At 60.3% G+C, this 17,687-nt stretch carries 18 protein-coding genes; 10 read left to right on the top strand and 8 right to left on the bottom strand.

From position 1 onward, the window contains the following. Window positions 1-34 precede the first annotated feature (34 nt). The 6 genes from PMI34_RS25585 to PMI34_RS25610 all read right to left on the bottom strand — a co-directional run bounded on the left by PMI34_RS25585 (window position 35) and on the right by PMI34_RS25610 (window position 5,594). The gene (locus PMI34_RS25585; protein ID WP_008045831.1) at window positions 35-814 is read right to left on the bottom strand and encodes an N-acetylmuramoyl-L-alanine amidase; all 780 of its coding nucleotides are present in this window, start codon (window positions 812-814) and stop codon (window positions 35-37) included. A 103-nt stretch (window positions 815-917) separates the two neighbouring features. After that, window positions 918-2,897: a GGDEF domain-containing protein gene (locus tag PMI34_RS25590; protein ID WP_008045829.1), complete on the bottom strand. Its 1,980-nt coding sequence runs from the start codon at window positions 2,895-2,897 to the stop codon at window positions 918-920. After that, window positions 2,894-3,772 carry an endonuclease/exonuclease/phosphatase family protein gene (locus PMI34_RS25595; protein WP_008045827.1) on the bottom strand — a complete coding sequence of 293 codons (879 nt, stop codon included), beginning with the start codon at window positions 3,770-3,772 and terminating at the stop codon, window positions 2,894-2,896. Before PMI34_RS25595 ends, PMI34_RS25590 begins: the two co-directional genes overlap by 4 nt. 14 nt (window positions 3,773-3,786) lie before the next feature. Continuing rightward, the gene (locus tag PMI34_RS25600) at window positions 3,787-4,428 is read right to left on the bottom strand and encodes a thiol:disulfide interchange protein DsbA/DsbL (RefSeq protein ID WP_008045826.1); all 642 of its coding nucleotides are present in this window, start codon (window positions 4,426-4,428) and stop codon (window positions 3,787-3,789) included. Between the two features lie 200 nt (window positions 4,429-4,628). After that, window positions 4,629-5,258: a c-type cytochrome gene (locus tag PMI34_RS25605; protein ID WP_008045824.1), complete on the bottom strand. Its 630-nt coding sequence runs from the start codon at window positions 5,256-5,258 to the stop codon at window positions 4,629-4,631. Window positions 5,259-5,303: 45 nt separating this feature from the next. Next, window positions 5,304-5,594: a c-type cytochrome gene (locus PMI34_RS25610; RefSeq protein WP_008002190.1), complete on the bottom strand. Its 291-nt coding sequence runs from the start codon at window positions 5,592-5,594 to the stop codon at window positions 5,304-5,306. Between the two features lie 191 nt (window positions 5,595-5,785). On the opposite strand from PMI34_RS25610, the gene yihA reads away from it, so the two are divergent. Further along, window positions 5,786-6,430: a ribosome biogenesis GTP-binding protein YihA/YsxC gene (gene yihA, locus PMI34_RS25615; RefSeq protein ID WP_008045823.1), complete on the top strand. Its 645-nt coding sequence runs from the start codon at window positions 5,786-5,788 to the stop codon at window positions 6,428-6,430. A gap of 320 nt (window positions 6,431-6,750) precedes the next feature. Here yihA and polA read toward each other — a convergent pair whose 3' ends face one another. Further along, entirely contained in the window at window positions 6,751-9,555 is a 2,805-nt protein-coding gene (polA, locus tag PMI34_RS25620; RefSeq protein WP_008045822.1) for a DNA polymerase I, read from the bottom strand. 74 nt (window positions 9,556-9,629) lie between these two features. On the opposite strand from polA, the gene PMI34_RS25625 reads away from it, so the two are divergent. Both PMI34_RS25625 and PMI34_RS25630 read left to right on the top strand, forming a co-directional pair. Beyond that, entirely contained in the window at window positions 9,630-9,917 is a 288-nt protein-coding gene (locus PMI34_RS25625; protein ID WP_008045821.1) for a DUF2782 domain-containing protein, read from the top strand. Window positions 9,918-9,977: 60 nt separating this feature from the next. Further along, the gene (locus PMI34_RS25630; protein ID WP_008002196.1) at window positions 9,978-10,928 is read left to right on the top strand and encodes a homoserine kinase; all 951 of its coding nucleotides are present in this window, start codon (window positions 9,978-9,980) and stop codon (window positions 10,926-10,928) included. A 45-nt stretch (window positions 10,929-10,973) separates the two neighbouring features. On the opposite strand, the gene znuA is transcribed toward PMI34_RS25630, so the two are convergent. Beyond that, complete coding sequence (gene znuA / locus PMI34_RS25635) at window positions 10,974-11,894, bottom strand: zinc ABC transporter substrate-binding protein ZnuA (protein WP_008045819.1); 921 nt, start codon at window positions 11,892-11,894, stop codon at window positions 10,974-10,976. Between the two features lie 66 nt (window positions 11,895-11,960). Here znuA and zur point away from each other — a divergent pair, with 66 nt between their 5' ends. The 7 genes from zur to PMI34_RS25670 all read left to right on the top strand — a co-directional run bounded on the left by zur (window position 11,961) and on the right by PMI34_RS25670 (window position 17,608). Continuing rightward, window positions 11,961-12,443, top strand: a complete 483-nt coding sequence (gene zur / locus PMI34_RS25640) for a zinc uptake transcriptional repressor Zur (RefSeq protein ID WP_008045818.1) — start codon at window positions 11,961-11,963, stop codon at window positions 12,441-12,443. Next, the gene (gene znuC / locus PMI34_RS25645; protein ID WP_008045817.1) at window positions 12,443-13,228 is read left to right on the top strand and encodes a zinc ABC transporter ATP-binding protein ZnuC; all 786 of its coding nucleotides are present in this window, start codon (window positions 12,443-12,445) and stop codon (window positions 13,226-13,228) included. Before zur ends, znuC begins: the two co-directional genes overlap by 1 nt. Continuing rightward, on the top strand, window positions 13,221-14,009 hold the full coding sequence (gene znuB, locus PMI34_RS25650) for a zinc ABC transporter permease subunit ZnuB (RefSeq protein ID WP_008045814.1): 789 nt from the start codon (window positions 13,221-13,223) through the stop codon (window positions 14,007-14,009). The genes znuC and znuB overlap by 8 nt, the downstream gene beginning before the upstream one ends. 37 nt (window positions 14,010-14,046) lie before the next feature. Further along, entirely contained in the window at window positions 14,047-14,763 is a 717-nt protein-coding gene (locus tag PMI34_RS25655) for a PA5502 family lipoprotein (protein WP_008045813.1), read from the top strand. 329 nt (window positions 14,764-15,092) lie between these two features. Continuing rightward, window positions 15,093-16,100, top strand: a complete 1,008-nt coding sequence (locus PMI34_RS25660) for a methionine ABC transporter ATP-binding protein (protein WP_008045811.1) — start codon at window positions 15,093-15,095, stop codon at window positions 16,098-16,100. Continuing rightward, window positions 16,100-16,774, top strand: a complete 675-nt coding sequence (locus PMI34_RS25665; protein ID WP_008002212.1) for a methionine ABC transporter permease — start codon at window positions 16,100-16,102, stop codon at window positions 16,772-16,774. Before PMI34_RS25660 ends, PMI34_RS25665 begins: the two co-directional genes overlap by 1 nt. Window positions 16,775-16,837: 63 nt before the next feature. Next, complete coding sequence (locus tag PMI34_RS25670; protein ID WP_008045809.1) at window positions 16,838-17,608, top strand: MetQ/NlpA family ABC transporter substrate-binding protein; 771 nt, start codon at window positions 16,838-16,840, stop codon at window positions 17,606-17,608. The last annotated feature ends 79 nt before the right edge of the window (window positions 17,609-17,687 follow it).

Below are 17,687 nucleotides of genomic sequence, written 5' to 3'. Positions count from 1 at the left end.
TTGGAAAAAAGCCCTGACCGTCGGGCGGGCGTCATTATTTTGTCTGATTCAACACCAACAATAGCGCGGCAGTTTGCGCATCCGGTGTGCCATCGAAGCGCGCCGGACGGAAATGCATCTGAAATGCCGCGATCACATGTCGCGTCGCGACATCGAGCTCGCCGGTTTGTGGCGAGGCATAACCCAGGCGGGCCAACTGCGCCTGAAACCAGCTAATGCTCGGCAACTGCTCGGCGAACAGCATTTGTTGGCGTGCCACCGACTGTTCATTCGGCCAGATGCCCAAGCCTTCGGAAGCCAGACGCTTCCAGGGAAACAGCGGCCCCGGGTCCAGCTTGCGCAAGGGTGCGATATCGCTATGGCCAATGATGTCGCGAGGCTTTATGCCGTGACGCTTGCTGATGTCCTTGAGCAACACGATCAACGACTGGACCTGATCTTCGGTGTAGGGATACCACAGCCGTCCGGTCGGGGTGTCCTTGAACCCCGGATTGACGATTTCGATACCGATGGAGCTGGAATTCAGCCAGGTCCGGCCATCCCACTCGCTCTCCCCGGCGTGCCAGGCCCGCACATTTTCATCCATCAGCTTGTAGATGGTGGCGCCCTTGTCATCACCGATCAGGTAATGGCTGCTGACTTCACCGTGGGTCAGCAATTGCAATGAGCGCTCCAGCGAGGCATTGGTGTAATGCACCACCACAAATTGCACGCGGCTGTCGTAATTGGCCGAAGGGTGGCTGGTGTCGAAACGGGGACCGCTGGCACAGCCGGCAAGCACAATCAGCGATACGATCAGAGCGAAATATTTCATGGCGAAAGGCAGTACACGCAAGACAATAATGCAACAGTGTAACGTAATGCCTTGCGGGTGGACGGCAACCCCATCGAATTAAACAAAATGGAACAAATAACCGTCAGCTCGGTTCCACCCGGTTGCGTCCGGCATTTTTTGCGCGATACAGCGCCTGATCGGCTCTTTTAAGCACCTGATCGCCGTGTTCACCCGGCCTGAATGCCGTCATCCCGATAGACACGGTGATGGTCACCGGCTCTCCCTTGAAGTGGAACGGGCAGGCCTCGATGGAGGCCCGCAAGGCTTCCAGCAACTTCAGCCCCGCCGCCGGCACCGTGGATGGCATCAACAGCACAAACTCCTCGCCGCCAAACCGGGCAATGAAATCCGTCCCGCGCAGCCGCTTGCGCAACACGCCGGCGATGATTTTCAGCACTTTGTCACCGGCCAGGTGCCCGTAGTTATCGTTGATGCGCTTGAAATGATCGAGGTCGAGCATGGCCAGCAGCAGCGTGTTGCCATGTTGCTGCCATTGTGTGACTTCATGATCCAGGCGCTCGCTCCAGGCCGCGCGGTTGGGCAGCCCGGTCAACGGGTCGACCAATGCCTTCTGCCGTTGCTCTTCAAGGTGCTCGCGGTAACCCTGGGCCTCCTGCTCCATATGGGCGACCCGCTCGGCCAGACTGTGCAGGCGCGCAGCGACCTCCTGCTCACGTTCATCGCGCTGTTTCTGGTGCTGGTCCATGGTGCCCAGCAAGCCTTCGAGATGGTTTTCCAGCACATGCTTGAGATCTTCCAGGTCCGCGGCTTCCTGCATGCTGCTTTGCAGGCCATCGACCTGTTCGCGGATCTGCGTGTCCATCTGCCGCGCAGCCGAACGGTTGTCGGCGTGTCCTGCGGTAGCAGCCTGCAAGTTGCTCTGGAACGATTCGAGGCGCTCGTTCAGTCGTTGCAGATAGGCTTCGAACTCATGCTGGCCGCTGTCGGTAATGGCCAGCATCAAGGTGGCGAAGTCGTCGAGGATCGGCAGCAATTCGTACCAGTTCAGACCGTTTTTCAGACGATCGCGCATGGATTCGGCTTGCGGGCGATGACGCTCGGGCAAGGTCAGATCGTCGAGCAGCCCCAGCAGCGTGTCTTCAATGTGGCTGGCCACCGAGCTATAGGAGGGCTCGGGGGAATCCGGGAGTGCGTAGAGAATGTCGTGTTCGGATGACGCCTGCTCGGCGGCGGCCACGTCCTCCATAGCCATCGGAGGTAACGGCAAGCTATCCGGCGATGCTTGCGTGGTCAGCTCGTCGGGGTTTGTTTCCGACTTGGGAGACACCGTGATGGTTTCCGGGATCGGTTGCTCGGCCGATTCGATTTCTGTCGCGGCGGCACTGGCCGGTTGAGACTCCGCAGCCGGGGGGGCAAAAGCCACGACTGCCGGAGCAGGCGCAGCCACGGTTGGCTCGGTCAGCGCGCAGTCGTCTTCAACTCGCTCAGCAGGGGGTACCTCGAAAGTTGCCGCAGGGTTCTCGGCTACAGAGGCCAGGTCAGAAGAAGTAGCCGTTGATGCCGTTACCTCCTCCGCTTCACGACCGCCGAACAACCGCTGCAGCAAGCCCGGCCGGCCATTCTCCGTCGGGGTCTCCAGCTGGCTCAGGGCTTTGCCCTGCAAGCCACTCAGCTCGCTGAGCAGCAAGGGTATCTCACGCGCCTGACTGACCCGTGCCTCCAGCTGCTTGGCGAAACTCTTGAGGGGCCGGCTCACATCCCGCGGCAACGGCAATGTTTGCAGTTGCGTGACCAGCGCGGTCAGGGCGGCACTGGTCTGGTTGACCCGGGTTTCCCGACGCTGCTCCGAGTCGAGCACGGCTTTTTCCAGGCGTGGAATCAGCGCAGCCAGACCAGCGTCCATGTCGTCGGTGCGCACGACTTCGCGCATTTCCTTCATGCATTGGTCAACGGCGCGGTCAGTACCTTCCGCCGCCAGGGTGCTGCGCACCAGCCCTCGACGCAGCAAGTCGAGTCGTGCGTCCCAGCGACGTTCGAGCTTCTCCTGTTGTTCAATGCTTTTGAGGTACTTCTCTTTCCAGCGCTGTGTTTCGTCGCTCATTCAGGCGTTCCGCGAGGGGCAGGACTCAACGCGGGCAATGCATCGGCCGTGAGCGAACCCGGCAAACGAATCTCTACCGCGACCGGCAGGTGATCGGAAATGGGCTGCGCCAGCACCTCGACCTTTTCCAGGGTCAGGCTCGGGCTCAGCAGGATATGGTCCAGGCAGCGCTGTGGGCGCCAGCTGGGAAACGTCGCTTCCAGCTGCGGCGCGAGCAGGCCGAGGTCGCGCAACGGGGAATGTTGCAGCAGGTCACTGGCATGGGTGTTCATGTCGCCCATCAGCACCTGGTGCTTGTAGTCGCCAACCAACTCGCGGATGTAGGCCAGTTGCAGGCTGCGCGCCCGGGCGCCCAACGCCAGGTGCATCATGACCACCACCAGCGCTTCCGGGCCTTCGCCGAACCGTATCAGAATGGCTCCGCGCCCTTTTGGCCCCGGCAACGGATGATCTTCAATTGCCCACGGACGCAATCGGCTGAGCACGCCATTGCTGTGCTGGGCCAGACGACCGAGATTGCGATTGAGTTGTTGATACCAGTAGGGAAAGGCGCCGAGCTGGGCCAGGTGTTCGACCTGATTGACATAGCCTGATCGCAGGCTACCGCCATCGGCTTCCTGCAGGGCGACCAGATCGAAGTCGCCCAGCAGATTGCCGATTTTCTGCAGGTTGTCGGCACGCCCGGTGTGCGGTAACAGATGTTGCCAGCCCCGGGTCAGGTAATGCCGATAGCGCTCGGTACTGATGCCGACCTGGATATTGAAACTGAGCAAGCGCAGACGGCTGTCTGCGGGCAGGCCCGTGGACTCCAGATGATGCTCGTTGACCCGCGGATGATGCAGGCCAACGATGCGTTCAGTACCCCATCGGCGCATGGCAGTGACTGCCCTTAGTTGGCGGCAGCCTTGTTAGCCGCTCGCTCTTTGTCGATCAGTTTGTCGGCCAGTTGCAGGGCCTGTTCGGCACCGCCGGCGGAACCCACGTCAAAACGGTACTTGCCGTTGACGATCATGGTTGGAACGCCGGAGATTTCATACTTCTTGGCCAGTTCACGAGCCTTGACGATCTGACCTTTGATAGCGAAAGAGTCGAAAGTCGCGAGGAACTTGTCCTTGTCCACGCCTTGGGTAGCGAGGAAGTCGGCCATGTCATCCTTGTCGGTCAGTTTCTTGTGTTCTTTCTGAATCGCGTTGAACACCGCGGCGTGAACGTTGTGCTCGACACCCATGGCTTCAAGGGTCAGGAACATCTGACCGTGAGCGTCCCACGGGCCACCGAACATGGCTGGAATGCGCACGAAGTTCACGTCCGAAGGCAGCTTCTCGACCCACGGATTGATCACTGGCTCGAAGGCGTAGCAATGCGGGCAGCCGTACCAGAACAGCTCTACCACTTCGATCTTGCCAGGCACGGCAACCGGAACCGGGTTGCTCAGTTCGACATAAGGTGCGGCGGGGGCGTCAGCGGCCTGGGCAGTCATGCCGAACAGGCTGGCAGCGGCAAAAACGGCGCTGATGATCAGATTACGCATGCTTTACTCCTGGACAATTTTTTTCGCCTCGCGCGACCTGTTATCAGACAGGTCCTGGCGGGCTTGAGTTCTGTAGTGTAACGGCAGCGGCCACAAAAAAGGGCGGCCAAAGCCACCCTTTTTATACTCGTTGCAACGGATTAATCGAGCGTTAACGTTGCAGGTGATAAGCACCCCGTTCAACGCCCGATCCGCCAGCCTTAGTGCAGGCCTTGAATGTAGCTGGACACCGCGGCGATGTCTTCGTCGCTCAGCTTCTTGGCAATGGTCTGCATGGGCTTGGTATCGCCGTCGTTGGTACGGCCGCCTTCTTCCTTGCGGAAATCGACCAGTTGCTTGCCGACGTATTGAGCGTGCTGGCCACCCAGGTGCGGGAAACCGGCAGCCGCGTTACCTGCGCCATTTGGGGAGTGGCAACCGGTGCAGGATGGCAGGCCCTTGGCCAGGTCACCACCACGGAACAGGGCTTCACCGCGAGCGACGATCTTTGGATCGGCGGCTCCGACGCTGCCTTTCTGGCTGGCGAAGTAGGCGGAGATGTCCGCCAGGTCCTGATCGCTCAGGTTGGTCAGCAGGCCGGTCATCTCCAGAACGGTGCGCTTGCCCGACTTGATGTCGTGCAATTGCTTGGTCAGGTAGCGTTCACCCTGACCCGCCAGTTTTGGAAAGTTTGGCGCCATGCTGTTGCCATCCGGGCCGTGGCAGGCGCCACAGACGGCGGCTTTGGCCTGGCCGGCTTTTGCATCACCCGGTTGTACTGCCTCACCTGCAGCATGGGCCATGCCGGAGATGCCCACGGTCAACAGCAGACTCACGATCAATTTCTTCATCAGCTAATCCAACTACGGCTAAGGGTTAAGAGTTATGGACCGGGCTTACTCGCTCATCCAAAGGATGATGGCTTGGTAATCCTCGGCACTGCAGTCCATGCACAAACCACGCGGCGGCATCGCCTTGAAACCCTGGGTCACGTGTTGCACCAGCGTCTCCATACCTTTCGCCAACCTCGGCGTCCAAGCTTCCTGATCGCCTTTTTTCGGCGCCATGGGGAGTTGGCCGGAATGACAGGCACCACAAACACGGTTGTACACAGCTTCCGGATCCTGTGTAGCCTGAGCGCTGTAAAGCGGCATCAATACACCGGCAGCTAGCAGCCATTTCGTCATAAAACGACCTTTTCAGGGTTGAGAGCGAGCTGCGTTCTAGTGCGCAATCAAGGTCTGTCGCTCTCGTGAACTTCATCCTACGCTGGGACAAAGCGCACACAAAATCTGCGGCATTATATACTGGCGTCACTGAAACGGAAGCGACACTGCTTGCCGCACCCATTCCTGGCGCCGCCCACATCGGAAATCCCATGCAACTCAAGAATCCCATCCTCGGTCTGTGCCAACAGTCCACCTTCATGCTCAGCGCCGCCAAAGTCGACCAATGTCCGGATGACGAGGGCTTCGAAGTCGCCTTCGCCGGGCGTTCCAACGCCGGCAAGTCGAGTGCCCTGAACACCCTGACCCACGCCAGCCTGGCGCGCACCTCGAAAACCCCGGGGCGCACGCAACTGTTGAATTTCTTCAAGCTAGACGATGAACGCCGTCTGGTCGACCTGCCGGGCTACGGTTATGCAAAAGTACCGATCCCGCTCAAGCAACACTGGCAGCGTCACCTGGAGGCATATCTGGGTGGTCGCGAGAGTTTGAAAGGTCTGATCCTGATGATGGACATCCGCCATCCGATGACCGATTTCGACCTGCTGATGCTCGACTGGGCCGTGGCCGCAGGCATGCCGATGCACATTCTGCTGACCAAAGCGGACAAGCTGACTTATGGCGCGGCCAAGAACACGCTGCTCAAGGTTCAGTCGGAAATCCGCAAGGGCTGGGGTGATCTGGTGACAATCCAGCTGTTTTCGGCCCCCAAACGCATGGGCCTGGAAGATGCCTATACCGTACTGGCAGGCTGGATGGAGCTGGCGGACAAGGGTGTCGAGGTAGAAGCCCAGTAAGGCTGCGAAAGCTGTCTGGGCACTCCAGACAGCTTTCTGCAGGCAAAAAAAACCCCGGACTTCATATGGGGAGGGAGAAGTTCCGGGGTTCAAGCTCTAGACCGCTAGGGCGGGGTCCAGATATCTGCCAACACTTAACACAACATAGGAGCATCGAAGGGCTTCACCAGCCATTCAGTAACTCTGAGTGGTGGTGTGCAAGATTAGTTCAGATTTTTTTCAAATAGCGTTGAAATAACTCTGATCGCCTTCCGGACCAAGCTGTTTGCGCCCTTCTGCCGCGGCACTATGCCGCAGCAGAAAAGGTCTTTTCAGGGGGCTCAGTGAGCCTCATCCCAGTTATTTCCAATACCCACTTCGACCAGCAACGGCACGTCAAGTTTCGCTGCTTCGCTCATGTGCACGCGAATTTCATCGCGAACCTGGTCGACCAGGTCTTCACGCACCTCGAGCACCAGTTCATCGTGCACCTGCAAGATGACTTTGGCGTCGAGGCCCGACGCGGTCAGCCAGTTATCCACCGCGACCATGGCTTTTTTGATGATGTCCGCCGCGGTGCCTTGCATCGGTGCGTTGATCGCCGTGCGTTCGGCGGCGGCGCGCTCTTGCGGCTTGTTGGAGTTGATGTCCGGCAGGTACAGGCGACGGCCGAAGAACGTCTCGACATAACCTTGTTCGGCGGCCTGGGCACGCGTGCGGTCCATGTACTGACGAACACCGGGGTACCGGGCGAAGTAGGTATCGATGTAGGCCTTGGCGGTCTTGGTGTCGACGCCGATGTCCTTGCCGAGCTTCTGCGCGCCCATGCCGTAGATCAGGCCGAAGTTGATTGCCTTGGCACTGCGGCGCTGGTTGGAGGTCACATCGGCCAGTTCGACCTTGAACACTTCGGCGGCGGTCGCGGTGTGTACGTCCAGATTGTGGCGGAAGGCGTTCATCAGCCCTTCATCCCGGGACAGGTGCGCCATGATCCGCAGTTCGATCTGCGAATAGTCCGCCGCCAGCAGCTTGTAACCGGCTGGAGCCACGAAGGCCTGGCGGATGCGACGCCCTTCGGCGGTGCGCACCGGGATGTTCTGCAGGTTCGGATCACTGGAGGACAGCCGCCCGGTGGACGCCACCGCCTGGTGATACGAGGTATGGATCCGCCCGGTACGCGGGTTGATCTGTTCCGGCAGACGGTCGGTGTAGGTGCTTTTCAGCTTGCTCATGGAACGGTATTCCATGAGCACTTTCGGCAACCGATAGTCGTCTTCTGCCAGTTTGGCCAGCACTTCTTCGGCAGTGGACGGCTGACCCTTGGCGGTTTTCTTCAACACCGGCAGGCCGAGCTTCTCGTAGAGGATCACGCCAAGTTGCTTGGGCGAACCGAGGTTGAATTCCTCGCCGGCAATCTCGAAGGCTTCACGCTCCAGCGCCACCATCTTGTCGCCCAGTTCGATGCTTTGCACGCCTAGCAAGGCGGCGTCGACGAATGCGCCCTGGCGCTCGATACGCGCCAATACCGGCACCAACGGGATTTCGATGTCGGTCAGCACGCTGGCCAGGCTCGGAATGGCCGAGAGCTTTTCGAACAGGGCATGGTGCAAGCGCAAGGTGATATCCGCATCTTCGGCGGCGTAAGGCCCGGCCTGCTCCAGGGCGATCTGATCGAACGTCAGCTGCTTCACGCCTTTGCCGGCGATGTCCTGGAAACTCACCGTGGTGTGGTCCAGATACTTCTGCGCCAGGCTGTCCATGTCATGGCGGGTGGCCGTGGAGTTGAGCACGTAGGACTCAAGCATGGTGTCGAAGGCGATGCCACGCACGGTAATGCCGTTGTCCTGATCGCCGCCGATGGCGCAGTTGGCCAGGATGTTCATGTCGAACTTGGCGTGCTGGCCGACCTTGAGCTTGTCCGGGTCCTCCAGAATCGGCTTGAGCGCGCGCAGGACCGTGTCGCGGTCCAGTTGCTGCGGCACGCCGATGTAGGAATGGGTCAACGGGATGTAGGCCGCTTCGTTGGCCTGAACCGCGAACGACAGCCCCACCAGTTGCGCCTGCTGCGCGTCGATGCCGGTGGTTTCGGTGTCGAAGGCAAACAGCTTGGCGTTGTTCAGCTTTTCCAGCCAGGCATCGAACCGCGCCTGATCGAGGATGGTTTCATAGGCGGCTTCAGCAGCGGCGGCCGGTGCTTCGGCCTCTGGTTCGCTGAACAGATCGACGGCTGGTGCAGGCTCGGCGGCAGCGCTCAGTTCCAGGCGTTTGGCATCGCGATCAAGATCGTTCAGCCAGCTCTTGAACTCCAGCAGGCTGTAAAGCTCGTAGAGTTTTGCCGGATCTTCAGGACCCATTTGCAAGTCGTCGAGCCCAACGTCCAGCGGCACGTCGACCTTGATGGTCGCCAGCTGATAGGAAAGGAAGGCCATTTCCTTGTGCTCTTCGAGCTTGGCCGGCAGGGTCTTGGCGCCACGAATCGGCAGGGTCGGCACGATGTCGAGTTGCGCATAGAGCTCGGTCAGGCCGCCGTTCACACCGACCAGCAGGCCGGAAGCCGTCTTCGGACCGATGCCCGGAACGCCCGGGATGTTGTCGGAAGAATCGCCCATGAGCGCCAGATAATCGATGATCTGCTCCGGAGCGACGCCGAATTTCTCCTTCACGCCCTCCACGTCCATGCTGCTACCGGTCATGGTATTGACCAAGGTAATGTGACCGTCGACCAGTTGCGCCATGTCCTTGTCACCGGTGGAGATGATCACCGGACGATCCGCCGCCGCGCTGCTGCGGGCCAGGGTGCCGATCACGTCATCGGCCTCGACGCCTTCGACGCACAGTAGCGGGAAGCCCAGGGCGATCACGCTCTGGTGCAGCGGCTCGATCTGCACGCGCATGTCGTCAGGCATGCTCGGACGGTTGGCCTTGTATTCGGCGTACATGTCATCGCGAAAAGTCCCACCCTTGGCGTCGAACACCACGGCGAACGGACTATTCGGATATTGTTTGCGCAGGCTCTTGAGCATGTTCAACACGCCCTTGACCGCACCGGTCGGCAGGCCTTTGGACGTGGTCAGCGGTGGCAGCGCGTGAAAGGCGCGGTACAGGTAAGAAGAACCGTCCACCAGGACGAGGGGGGCTTGGCTCATGAGCAGGATCAACCTTTTCGGCGGGTCCGGCGCTAGAATAGCGGGACCGTTGACGACAAAGGGACAAGGTTATCATGCGCACACTAAATCGCCTGTTGCTGGCTGGCTTGTTTGCAATCGCCCCATTGGCCGTCATGGCGGCGGACGATGCGCCGACACCGGAGCCAGAAGTCACGATCCGCACGGAAGGGGACAAACTCATCCAGGAATACCGCCAAAACGGCTTCCTGTATGCGATCAAAGTCACGCCCAAAGGCGGCAAGCCGTATTTCCTGGTACGCGCCGACGGATCAGAAGGTAACTTCATCCGCTCTGATTACCCGGATATGCTGATTCCGGCGTGGGAAATTTTTAAGTGGTAAGTCGTCCTTAACTTTAATCGGCGCTGGCTCAACAGCGGCGCCCGTACTGGCAGTTTAAAAATGTCTGTGTTCACCCCCCTGGCTCGGCCCGAGCTGGAAGCTTTTCTCGCCCCTTATGGCCTCGGCCGCCTGCTTGATTTCCAGGGGATTGCCGCCGGTAGCGAAAACACCAACTTCTTTATCAGCCTGGAGCAGGGCGAGTTTGTCCTGACCCTTGTCGAGCGCGGCCCGGTTCAGGAAATGCCGTTCTTCATCGAACTGCTCGACGTGCTGCACGGCGCCGACCTGCCGGTGCCGTACGCCTTGCGCACCACCGACGGCGTGGCCTTGCGCGAACTGGCGGGAAAACCTGCGTTGCTGCAACCGCGCCTGGCCGGCAAGCACATCAAGCAAGCCAACGCGCAACATTGCGCGCAGGTGGGCGAGTTGCTCGGCCATCTGCACCTGGCGACCCAGGCCAATATGATCAAACGCAAAACCGATCGTGGCCTGGACTGGATGCTGGAAGAGGGTACGCAGTTTTTGTCGCACCTCGGTGCCGAACAGAAAGACTTGCTGCAACGGGCGCTTGAAGAAATCACCCGGCAGAAAGAAAAAATCCTGGCACTGCCGCGAGCGAACATTCACGCCGACCTGTTCCGCGACAACGCAATGTTCGAAGGCACGCACCTGACCGGGCTGATCGATTTCTACAACGCCTGCTCCGGGCCGATGCTCTACGACGTGGCGATTGCCTTGAACGACTGGTGCTCGGACGACGATGGCGTGATCGATGGACCGCGAGCGCGGGCCTTGTTGGGCGCTTACGCGGCCTTGCGACCGTTCACCGCTGCCGAAGCCGAGCTGTGGCCGACCATGCTGCGGGTGGCTTGCGTACGGTTCTGGTTGTCACGTCTGATCGCGGCGCAGGCGTTCGCCGGGCAGGATGTGTTGATTCACGATCCGATGGAGTTCCAGTTGCGCCTGGCGCAGCGGCAGACGGTCAATACGCCGTTGCCTTTCGCCCTTTAAATTGTGGTGAGGGGGCTTGCCCCCTCACCACAGGTCTGGTGTCGATTACAACGACTCCAGACACCCCGCCAGATCATTCCCCAGTTTCTCCAACACCTGCTCATAGCCCTGAGCGGTCGCTGGCGTATACCCGCCCAGCGCATCCAGCTCAGCCAGCTTCACCGGTAAACCCGCCACCAGGGTTTCCGCCAGGCGCGGCCGCAGCGGCGGTTCGCTGAACACGCAGGTCTTGCCGACTTCCTGCAATCGCGCGCGCATTGCCGCGACATGCTGCGCACCGGGTTGGACTTCGGCCGCGACGCTGAACACACCCACGTGCTTGAGGCCGTAGGCGTCTTCGAAGTAGTCGAAAGCTTCGTGGAACACGAAGTAGGGCTTGCCTTGAACATCGGCCAGGCGTTTCTTCAGACGCGCATCCAGTGCATCGAGACGCTCGTCGAAGGCTTTCAGATTGCTCTGATAGCGCGCGGCATTGTCAGGATCGGCGGCACTCAGGTCAGCCGCCATTTTCGTGGCGATGACCCGGGCGTTGACCGGCGACAGCCACAGGTGCGCATCCAGGCTGCCCGGACGGTGATCGTGGTCATGTTCGTCGGCTTCTTCAGCGTGGGAGTGGCTATCTTCGGCAAAGCGGCGAAGTTTCATGCCCGGCAAATCCTGCACGGCGACGTTGGGCAACGTACGACCATTGAGCACCCGTGGCAGGAAGCCTTCCATGTCCGGACTGATCCAGTACAACAGGTCCACCGATTGCACCTTGCGCACGTCGGAAGGGCGCAACGCATAGTTATGCGGCGAGGCACCCGGTGGCAGCAAAACCTCGGGGATCGCCACGCCGTCCTGCACCGCCGCGGCGATCAATTGCAGAGGCTTGATGCTGGTAAGGACCTTGACCTCGGCCTGCGCCGAACCGATCAGCAGAAAACTTGCGATAAATGCGACAAAAACAGAAAAAAGTCGGGACACGATGACCACTCGAAGAGGCGAGAACGGGTAACATAATAACGTCTCTCACAAACCTCGTCGCCGCTCATGCTAAAAACACCGATCGCCAGCCGTCCCCACGACCACTCACATTGCGTTCACAGCGCTTTGTCCGAGGCCGATGCCCTGTGCGCACGTCAAGGCCTGCGCCTGACCGCGTTGCGCCGGCGGGTGCTGGAACTGGTGTGGCAAAGCCACAAGCCGCTGGGTGCCTACGACATTCTCGCCGTCCTCAGCGAGCAGGACGGTCGCCGCGCCGCGCCGCCGACGGTGTACCGCGCGCTGGATTTCCTGCTGGAAAACGGCCTGGTCCATCGGATTTCCTCGCTCAACGCCTTCATTGGCTGCAATCACCCGGAACATGCTCACCAGGGTCAGTTCCTGATCTGCCGTGTGTGCCACGCCGCGATCGAGCTTGAGCAAAAATCCATCAGCGACGCGATCATCGCCAGCGCTCGGGATGTCGGGTTTGTCGTCGAAGGCCAGACCGTCGAAGTGGTCGGTCTCTGCTCGGGTTGTCAGGGGGCTTGATGAGCAACGCGCTGATCCGTCTTGAGCAGGTTGCCGTCACGTTCGCCGGGCAACCGGTGCTGGACAACATTGAGCTGAGCGTCGAGCCGGGGCAGATCGTTACCCTGATCGGCCCCAACGGCGCCGGCAAAACCACCTTGGTTCGTGCCGTGCTCGGCCTGTTGAAACCAGACAGCGGCAGCGTCTGGCGCAAGCCGAAACTGCGGGTCGGTTACATGCCGCAAAAACTTCATGTCGACCCGACCCTCCCGCTATCGGTCCTGCGATTCTTGCGCCTGGTGCCGGGCGTGGACCGTGCGATGGCCTTGGCGGCACTCAAGGAAGTCGGCGCCGAACAGGTGATCGACAGCCCGGTGCAAAGCGTTTCCGGCGGCGAAATGCAACGCGTGTTGCTGGCCCGGGCCTTGTTACGCGAGCCGGAACTGCTGGTACTCGACGAGCCGGTACAGGGTGTCGACGTGGCCGGCCAGGCTGAGCTATACAGCCTGATCACTCGCCTGCGCGACCGTCACGGTTGCGGCGTGCTGATGGTCTCCCACGATTTGCATCTGGTGATGAGTACCACGGACCAGGTGGTTTGCCTCAATCGTCACGTCTGCTGTTCCGGCCATCCCGAGCAGGTCAGCGGCGATCCGGCGTTCGTCGAGTTGTTTGGAAAGAACGCACAAAGCCTGGCGATTTATCACCACCATCACGACCACGCCCACGACTTGCATGGTTCGGTGGTCAAGGCGTCCGCGTCGGGCCAACCCCATGTTCACGGAGATAGCTGCAAGCATGGCTGATTTTCTGCTCTACGCCCTGCTTGCAGGCCTGGCCCTGGCCGTCGTCGCAGGCCCGCTGGGGTCTTTCGTGGTCTGGCGGCGCATGGCCTATTTCGGCGACACCTTGTCCCACGCGGCATTGCTCGGTGTGGCCTTGGGCTTCCTGCTGGATGTCAGCCCGACCGTTGCCGTCACCGTAGGCTGCTTGCTGTTGGCGGTGATGCTGGTGACCTTGCAACAACGCCAGCCACTGGCGTCCGACACGCTTTTGGGAATTCTCGCACCCAGCACGCTCTCTCTAGGCCTGGTGGTACTAAGCTTCATGCACGAAGTGCGGATCGACCTGATGGCTTACCTGTTCGGTGACCTGCTGGCGATCAGCCCGACCGATCTGGCCTGGATCCTTGGCGGCAGCGCTGCGGTACTGCTCTTGCTGGTTGCGTTGTGGCGCCCATTGCTGGCGATCACGGTGCACGAAGAACTGGCCAGGGTCGAAGGCCTGCCGGTGGCGGGATTGCGCCTGGCCCTGATGCTGTTGATCGCCGTAGTGATCGCCGTGGCGATGAAAATCGTCGGGGTATTGCTGATCACGTCGCTGCTGATCATCCCGGCGGCTGCGGCACAACGTCACGCCCGCTCGCCGGAGCAGATGGCACTGGGCGCGAGCCTGCTGGGCATACTTGCCGTGTGTGGCGGGCTGGCGTTGTCCTGGTTCAAGGACACCCCGGCCGGCCCGTCGATTGTAGTGACGGCCGCCGTGCTATTTCTGCTGAGTTTTGTTCTGCCCCGTCGAGGGGTGTAGACTTGCTCGTTTTTTGCGCAAATAGAGAGTCGCAGGAATGAAGTCGTTCGCCTCCCGTTATCTGCTCCTTGTCGCATTTTCTTTGCTGCTGGGAGCCTGCCAAAGCACGCCATCGCAAGCCACCAAGGCCGCCGATGCACGGGCCATGGCCATCGTGCAGCTGGAGCAAAACATCGCCAGCGACGAGCTGGCCATTGCCGAAGACCAATTGGCAGCCTTGCAGGCCGAATCGCCCAACGATGCTTCCCTTGAGCAATACCAGCGGCAACTGGCCGAGGCCTATCTGCGCCGCAGCCAGACCGTACTGCAAAAGGGTGACGTGGATGCTGCCGCGACTGCCCTGAGCCGTGCCCGCGCTCTGATGCCCAAGGCTCCGGCACTGACCGGCGGAGTCAACGGCTCGATTGCCCAGGCGCGCAAGGCCGAGCTGGAAAAAGCCGAAGCCGCCCTCAAGGCTGCCGAAGCCAAGCCAAAAGCCAAGGTTATCGACCTGACGGCAGAGAGCACCACGGTCGTGCTGAATATCAACGATATGGGAAAACTACGTCGCCAACTGGACGCCATCGCCGCCGATGTGGTGAATTTTCAGTGCGACGTGAGCATTCAGGCTCCACGCACCAACGATTACCCTTGGCTGGCTAACTTGCTGACCAAACGGGTGAACAAGCTCGATCCCGAGTTTGATCTGAAGCTGGAGCGGCAGATTTTGCGCAGTGTTCCGGCGCAGATGGTTCTGAGTCCGCGTAAACCCTGAAAAGCTTCGTCGGAACGCCTTCGCGGGCAAGCCCGCTCCCACAATGTCCGAGTTAGCCACAAAGTATGTGACCAACCTGGAATCCTGTGGGAGCGGGCTTGCCCGCGAAGGCGTCCTGTCTGGCAGTAAAACTCTCAGGCCGGAATCGCCTTGGCCTTCGCCTCCCTTCCCCAAATTAAGCCGTTCCTTTTTCCTGACCTTTGATCGCGTTATTGCCAAATGACAGGACAAATGCGAAATAAATGCTAAGAACCTCTATACGGACAGGCTAAAATGCGCGCCCGGCTAACCGCTGATCCTTTTCTAACGCGCCCCACAAGGTTCGCTACGTGATCGAGTTTCAAAACGTCCATAAAACCTACCGCGTCGCCGGTAAGGAAATCCCCGCCCTGCATCCGACCAGTCTGACGATTGAGAACGGGCAGGTTTACGGCTTGATCGGTCATTCCGGCGCAGGAAAAAGTACCCTGCTGCGTCTGATCAATCGCCTGGAAAACGCCAGCGGCGGCAAGATCATCGTCGACGGTGAAGAAGTCACCGCTCTCGACGCCAACGGCCTGCGTCGCTTCCGTCAGCAGGTCGGGATGATTTTCCAGCACTTCAACCTGCTGGCTTCCAAGACTGTCGCCGACAACGTGGCGCTGCCGCTGACCCTGGCCGGCGAATTGTCGCGTAGCGAGATCGATGCGCGCGTGGCCGAGTTGCTGGCGCGAGTCGGTTTGTCCGACCACGCCAGGAAATACCCGGCGCAATTGTCCGGCGGGCAGAAGCAGCGTGTCGGCATTGCCCGCGCCCTGGCGACCAAGCCGAAAATCCTGCTGTGCGACGAAGCCACCAGCGCCCTCGACCCGCAAACCACCGCATCGGTCCTGCAATTGCTGGCCGAGATCAACCGCGAGCTGAAACTGACCATCGTCTTGATCACCCACGAGATGGACGTAATTCGCCGGGTCTGCGACCAGGTAGCCGTGATGGACGCCGGCGTGATCGTCGAGCAAGGCTCGGTGACCGAAGTGTTCCTGCATCCGAAGCACCCGACCACCAAACGCTTCGTGCAGGAAGACGAGCAGATCGACGAAAGCGAACAGCGTGACGACTTCGCTCACGTGCCGGGGCGCATCTTGCGTCTGACCTTCCAGGGAGAAGCAACCTACGCGCCTCTGCTGGGCACTGTCGCCCGGGAAACCGGTGTGGACTACAGCATCCTGGCCGGTCGTATCGACCGCATCAAAGACATTCCCTACGGGCAACTGACCCTGGCCGTGACCGGCGGCGACATGGAGGCGGCCTTTGCCCGCTTCACCGCAGCCGACGTCCACATGGAGGTGCTGCGCTAATGGAAGCCCTGACAAGTTTCTTCGCCAATATCGACTGGTTCGAAATCTGGCTGGCCACCGGCGACACCCTGCTGATGCTCGGCGGTTCGCTGCTGTTCACCGTGCTGCTCGGCTTACCCTTGGGGGTGTTGTTGTTCCTGTGCAGCCCGCGCCAGTTGCTGGAAGCCAAAGGCGTCTACGCGATGTTGTCGCTGGTGGTGAACATCCTGCGTTCGCTGCCGTTCATCATCCTGTTGATCGTGATGATTCCGTTCACCGTGTTGATCACCGGCACGTCCCTGGGTGTCGCCGGTGCGATCCCGCCGCTGGTGGTGGGTGCCACGCCATTCTTCGCCCGCCTGGTGGAAACCGCCCTGCGTGAAGTGGATCGCGGCATCATCGAAGCGACCCAGGCCATGGGCGCGACCACGCGACAGATCATCACCAACGCCTTGCTGCCGGAGGCTCGTCCGGGCATCTTCGCGGCGATTACGGTGACAGCCATTACACTGGTGTCCTACACGGCGATGGCCGGTGTCGTCGGCGCCGGTGGTCTGGGTGACTTGGCGATCCGCTTCGGCTACCAGCGTTTCCAGACCGATGTGATGGTGGTGACCGTGGTGTTGCTGCTGGTACTGGTCCAGGTACTGCAAACCGTTGGCGACAAATTGGTTGTGCATTTCTCCCGTAAATAAAGACATGAGCCGGCCATTCGCTGGCAGGCGCCGGTAATCGGCGCCGCACAAGGAGTTAGCTGAATGAAAAAACTACTCGTGGCCTTCGCGGCCGTTGCGGCATTCTCTGCCCACGCTGAAACCCTGACCGTCGCGGCCACTCCGGTTCCGCACGCCGAGATCCTCGAATTCGTGAAGCCGACCCTGGCCAAAGAAGGCGTGGACCTGAAGGTCAAGGTATTCACCGACTACATCCAGCCGAACGTGCAGGTCGCGGAAAAACGCCTCGACGCCAACTTCTTCCAGCACCAGCCGTACCTGGATGAGTTCAACAAGGCCAAGGGCACCCACCTGACTTCCGTGGCCGGCGTGCACCTGGAGCCCCTGGGCGCTTACTCCAGCAAGTACAAGACCATTGCCGAACTGCCTGGCGGTGCCAACGTGGTGATCCCGAACGACGCCACCAACGGCGGCCGCGCACTGTTGCTGATGGCCAAGGCCGGCCTGATCAAGTTGAAGGATTCGAACAACATCCTGTCGACCGTCAAGGACATCACCGAGAACACCAAGGACCTGAAAATCCGTGAACTGGAAGCCGCGACCATCCCGCGCGTACTGACCCAGGTCGACCTGGCGCTGATCAACACCAACTACGCGCTGGAAGCCAAGCTCGATCCGGCCAAGGACGCGCTGTTCATCGAAGGCAGCGATTCGCCTTACGTGAACATTCTGGTGGCTCGCCCGGATGACAAGGACAGCGACGCGATGAAGAAACTGGTTGCTGCCCTGCACAGCCCGGAAGTGAAAGCGTTCATTCTCGAGAAGTACAAAGGCGCAGTCGTGCCGGCGTTCTGATTGAACTGCTGCAACGAAACAGGGGACGCCAGGTGCGTCCCCTTTTTTGTGCCTTGAATTATAGACCCCTGTGGGAGCG

The organism is Pseudomonas sp. GM74, assembly GCF_000282455.1.
Lineage (GTDB): Bacteria > Pseudomonadota > Gammaproteobacteria > Pseudomonadales > Pseudomonadaceae > Aquipseudomonas.
The sequence above is the reverse complement of the archived record's forward strand: the minus strand, read 5'-3'. Positions and strand labels throughout refer to the sequence as shown.

Excerpts from the sequence above, each read along its gene's own strand:
- PMI34_RS25585 (WP_008045831.1), bottom strand. The coding sequence starts at position 814 with ATGAAATATTTCGCTCTGATCGTATCGCTGATTGTGCTTGCCGGCTGT.
- PMI34_RS25590 (WP_008045829.1), bottom strand. The coding sequence starts at position 2,897 with ATGAGCGACGAAACACAGCGCTGGAAAGAGAAGTACCTCAAAAGCATT.
- PMI34_RS25595 (WP_008045827.1), bottom strand. The coding sequence starts at position 3,772 with ATGCGCCGATGGGGTACTGAACGCATCGTTGGCCTGCATCATCCGCGG.
- PMI34_RS25600 (WP_008045826.1), bottom strand. The coding sequence starts at position 4,428 with ATGCGTAATCTGATCATCAGCGCCGTTTTTGCCGCTGCCAGCCTGTTC.
- PMI34_RS25605 (WP_008045824.1), bottom strand. The coding sequence starts at position 5,258 with ATGAAGAAATTGATCGTGAGTCTGCTGTTGACCGTGGGCATCTCCGGC.
- PMI34_RS25610 (WP_008002190.1), bottom strand. The coding sequence starts at position 5,594 with ATGACGAAATGGCTGCTAGCTGCCGGTGTATTGATGCCGCTTTACAGC.
- yihA (WP_008045823.1), top strand. The coding sequence starts at position 5,786 with ATGCAACTCAAGAATCCCATCCTCGGTCTGTGCCAACAGTCCACCTTC.
- polA (WP_008045822.1), bottom strand. The coding sequence starts at position 9,555 with ATGAGCCAAGCCCCCCTCGTCCTGGTGGACGGTTCTTCTTACCTGTAC.
- PMI34_RS25625 (WP_008045821.1), top strand. The coding sequence starts at position 9,630 with ATGCGCACACTAAATCGCCTGTTGCTGGCTGGCTTGTTTGCAATCGCC.
- PMI34_RS25630 (WP_008002196.1), top strand. The coding sequence starts at position 9,978 with ATGTCTGTGTTCACCCCCCTGGCTCGGCCCGAGCTGGAAGCTTTTCTC.
- zur (WP_008045818.1), top strand. The coding sequence starts at position 11,961 with ATGCTAAAAACACCGATCGCCAGCCGTCCCCACGACCACTCACATTGC.
- znuC (WP_008045817.1), top strand. The coding sequence starts at position 12,443 with ATGAGCAACGCGCTGATCCGTCTTGAGCAGGTTGCCGTCACGTTCGCC.
- znuB (WP_008045814.1), top strand. The coding sequence starts at position 13,221 with ATGGCTGATTTTCTGCTCTACGCCCTGCTTGCAGGCCTGGCCCTGGCC.
- PMI34_RS25655 (WP_008045813.1), top strand. The coding sequence starts at position 14,047 with ATGAAGTCGTTCGCCTCCCGTTATCTGCTCCTTGTCGCATTTTCTTTG.
- PMI34_RS25665 (WP_008002212.1), top strand. The coding sequence starts at position 16,100 with ATGGAAGCCCTGACAAGTTTCTTCGCCAATATCGACTGGTTCGAAATC.
- PMI34_RS25670 (WP_008045809.1), top strand. The coding sequence starts at position 16,838 with ATGAAAAAACTACTCGTGGCCTTCGCGGCCGTTGCGGCATTCTCTGCC.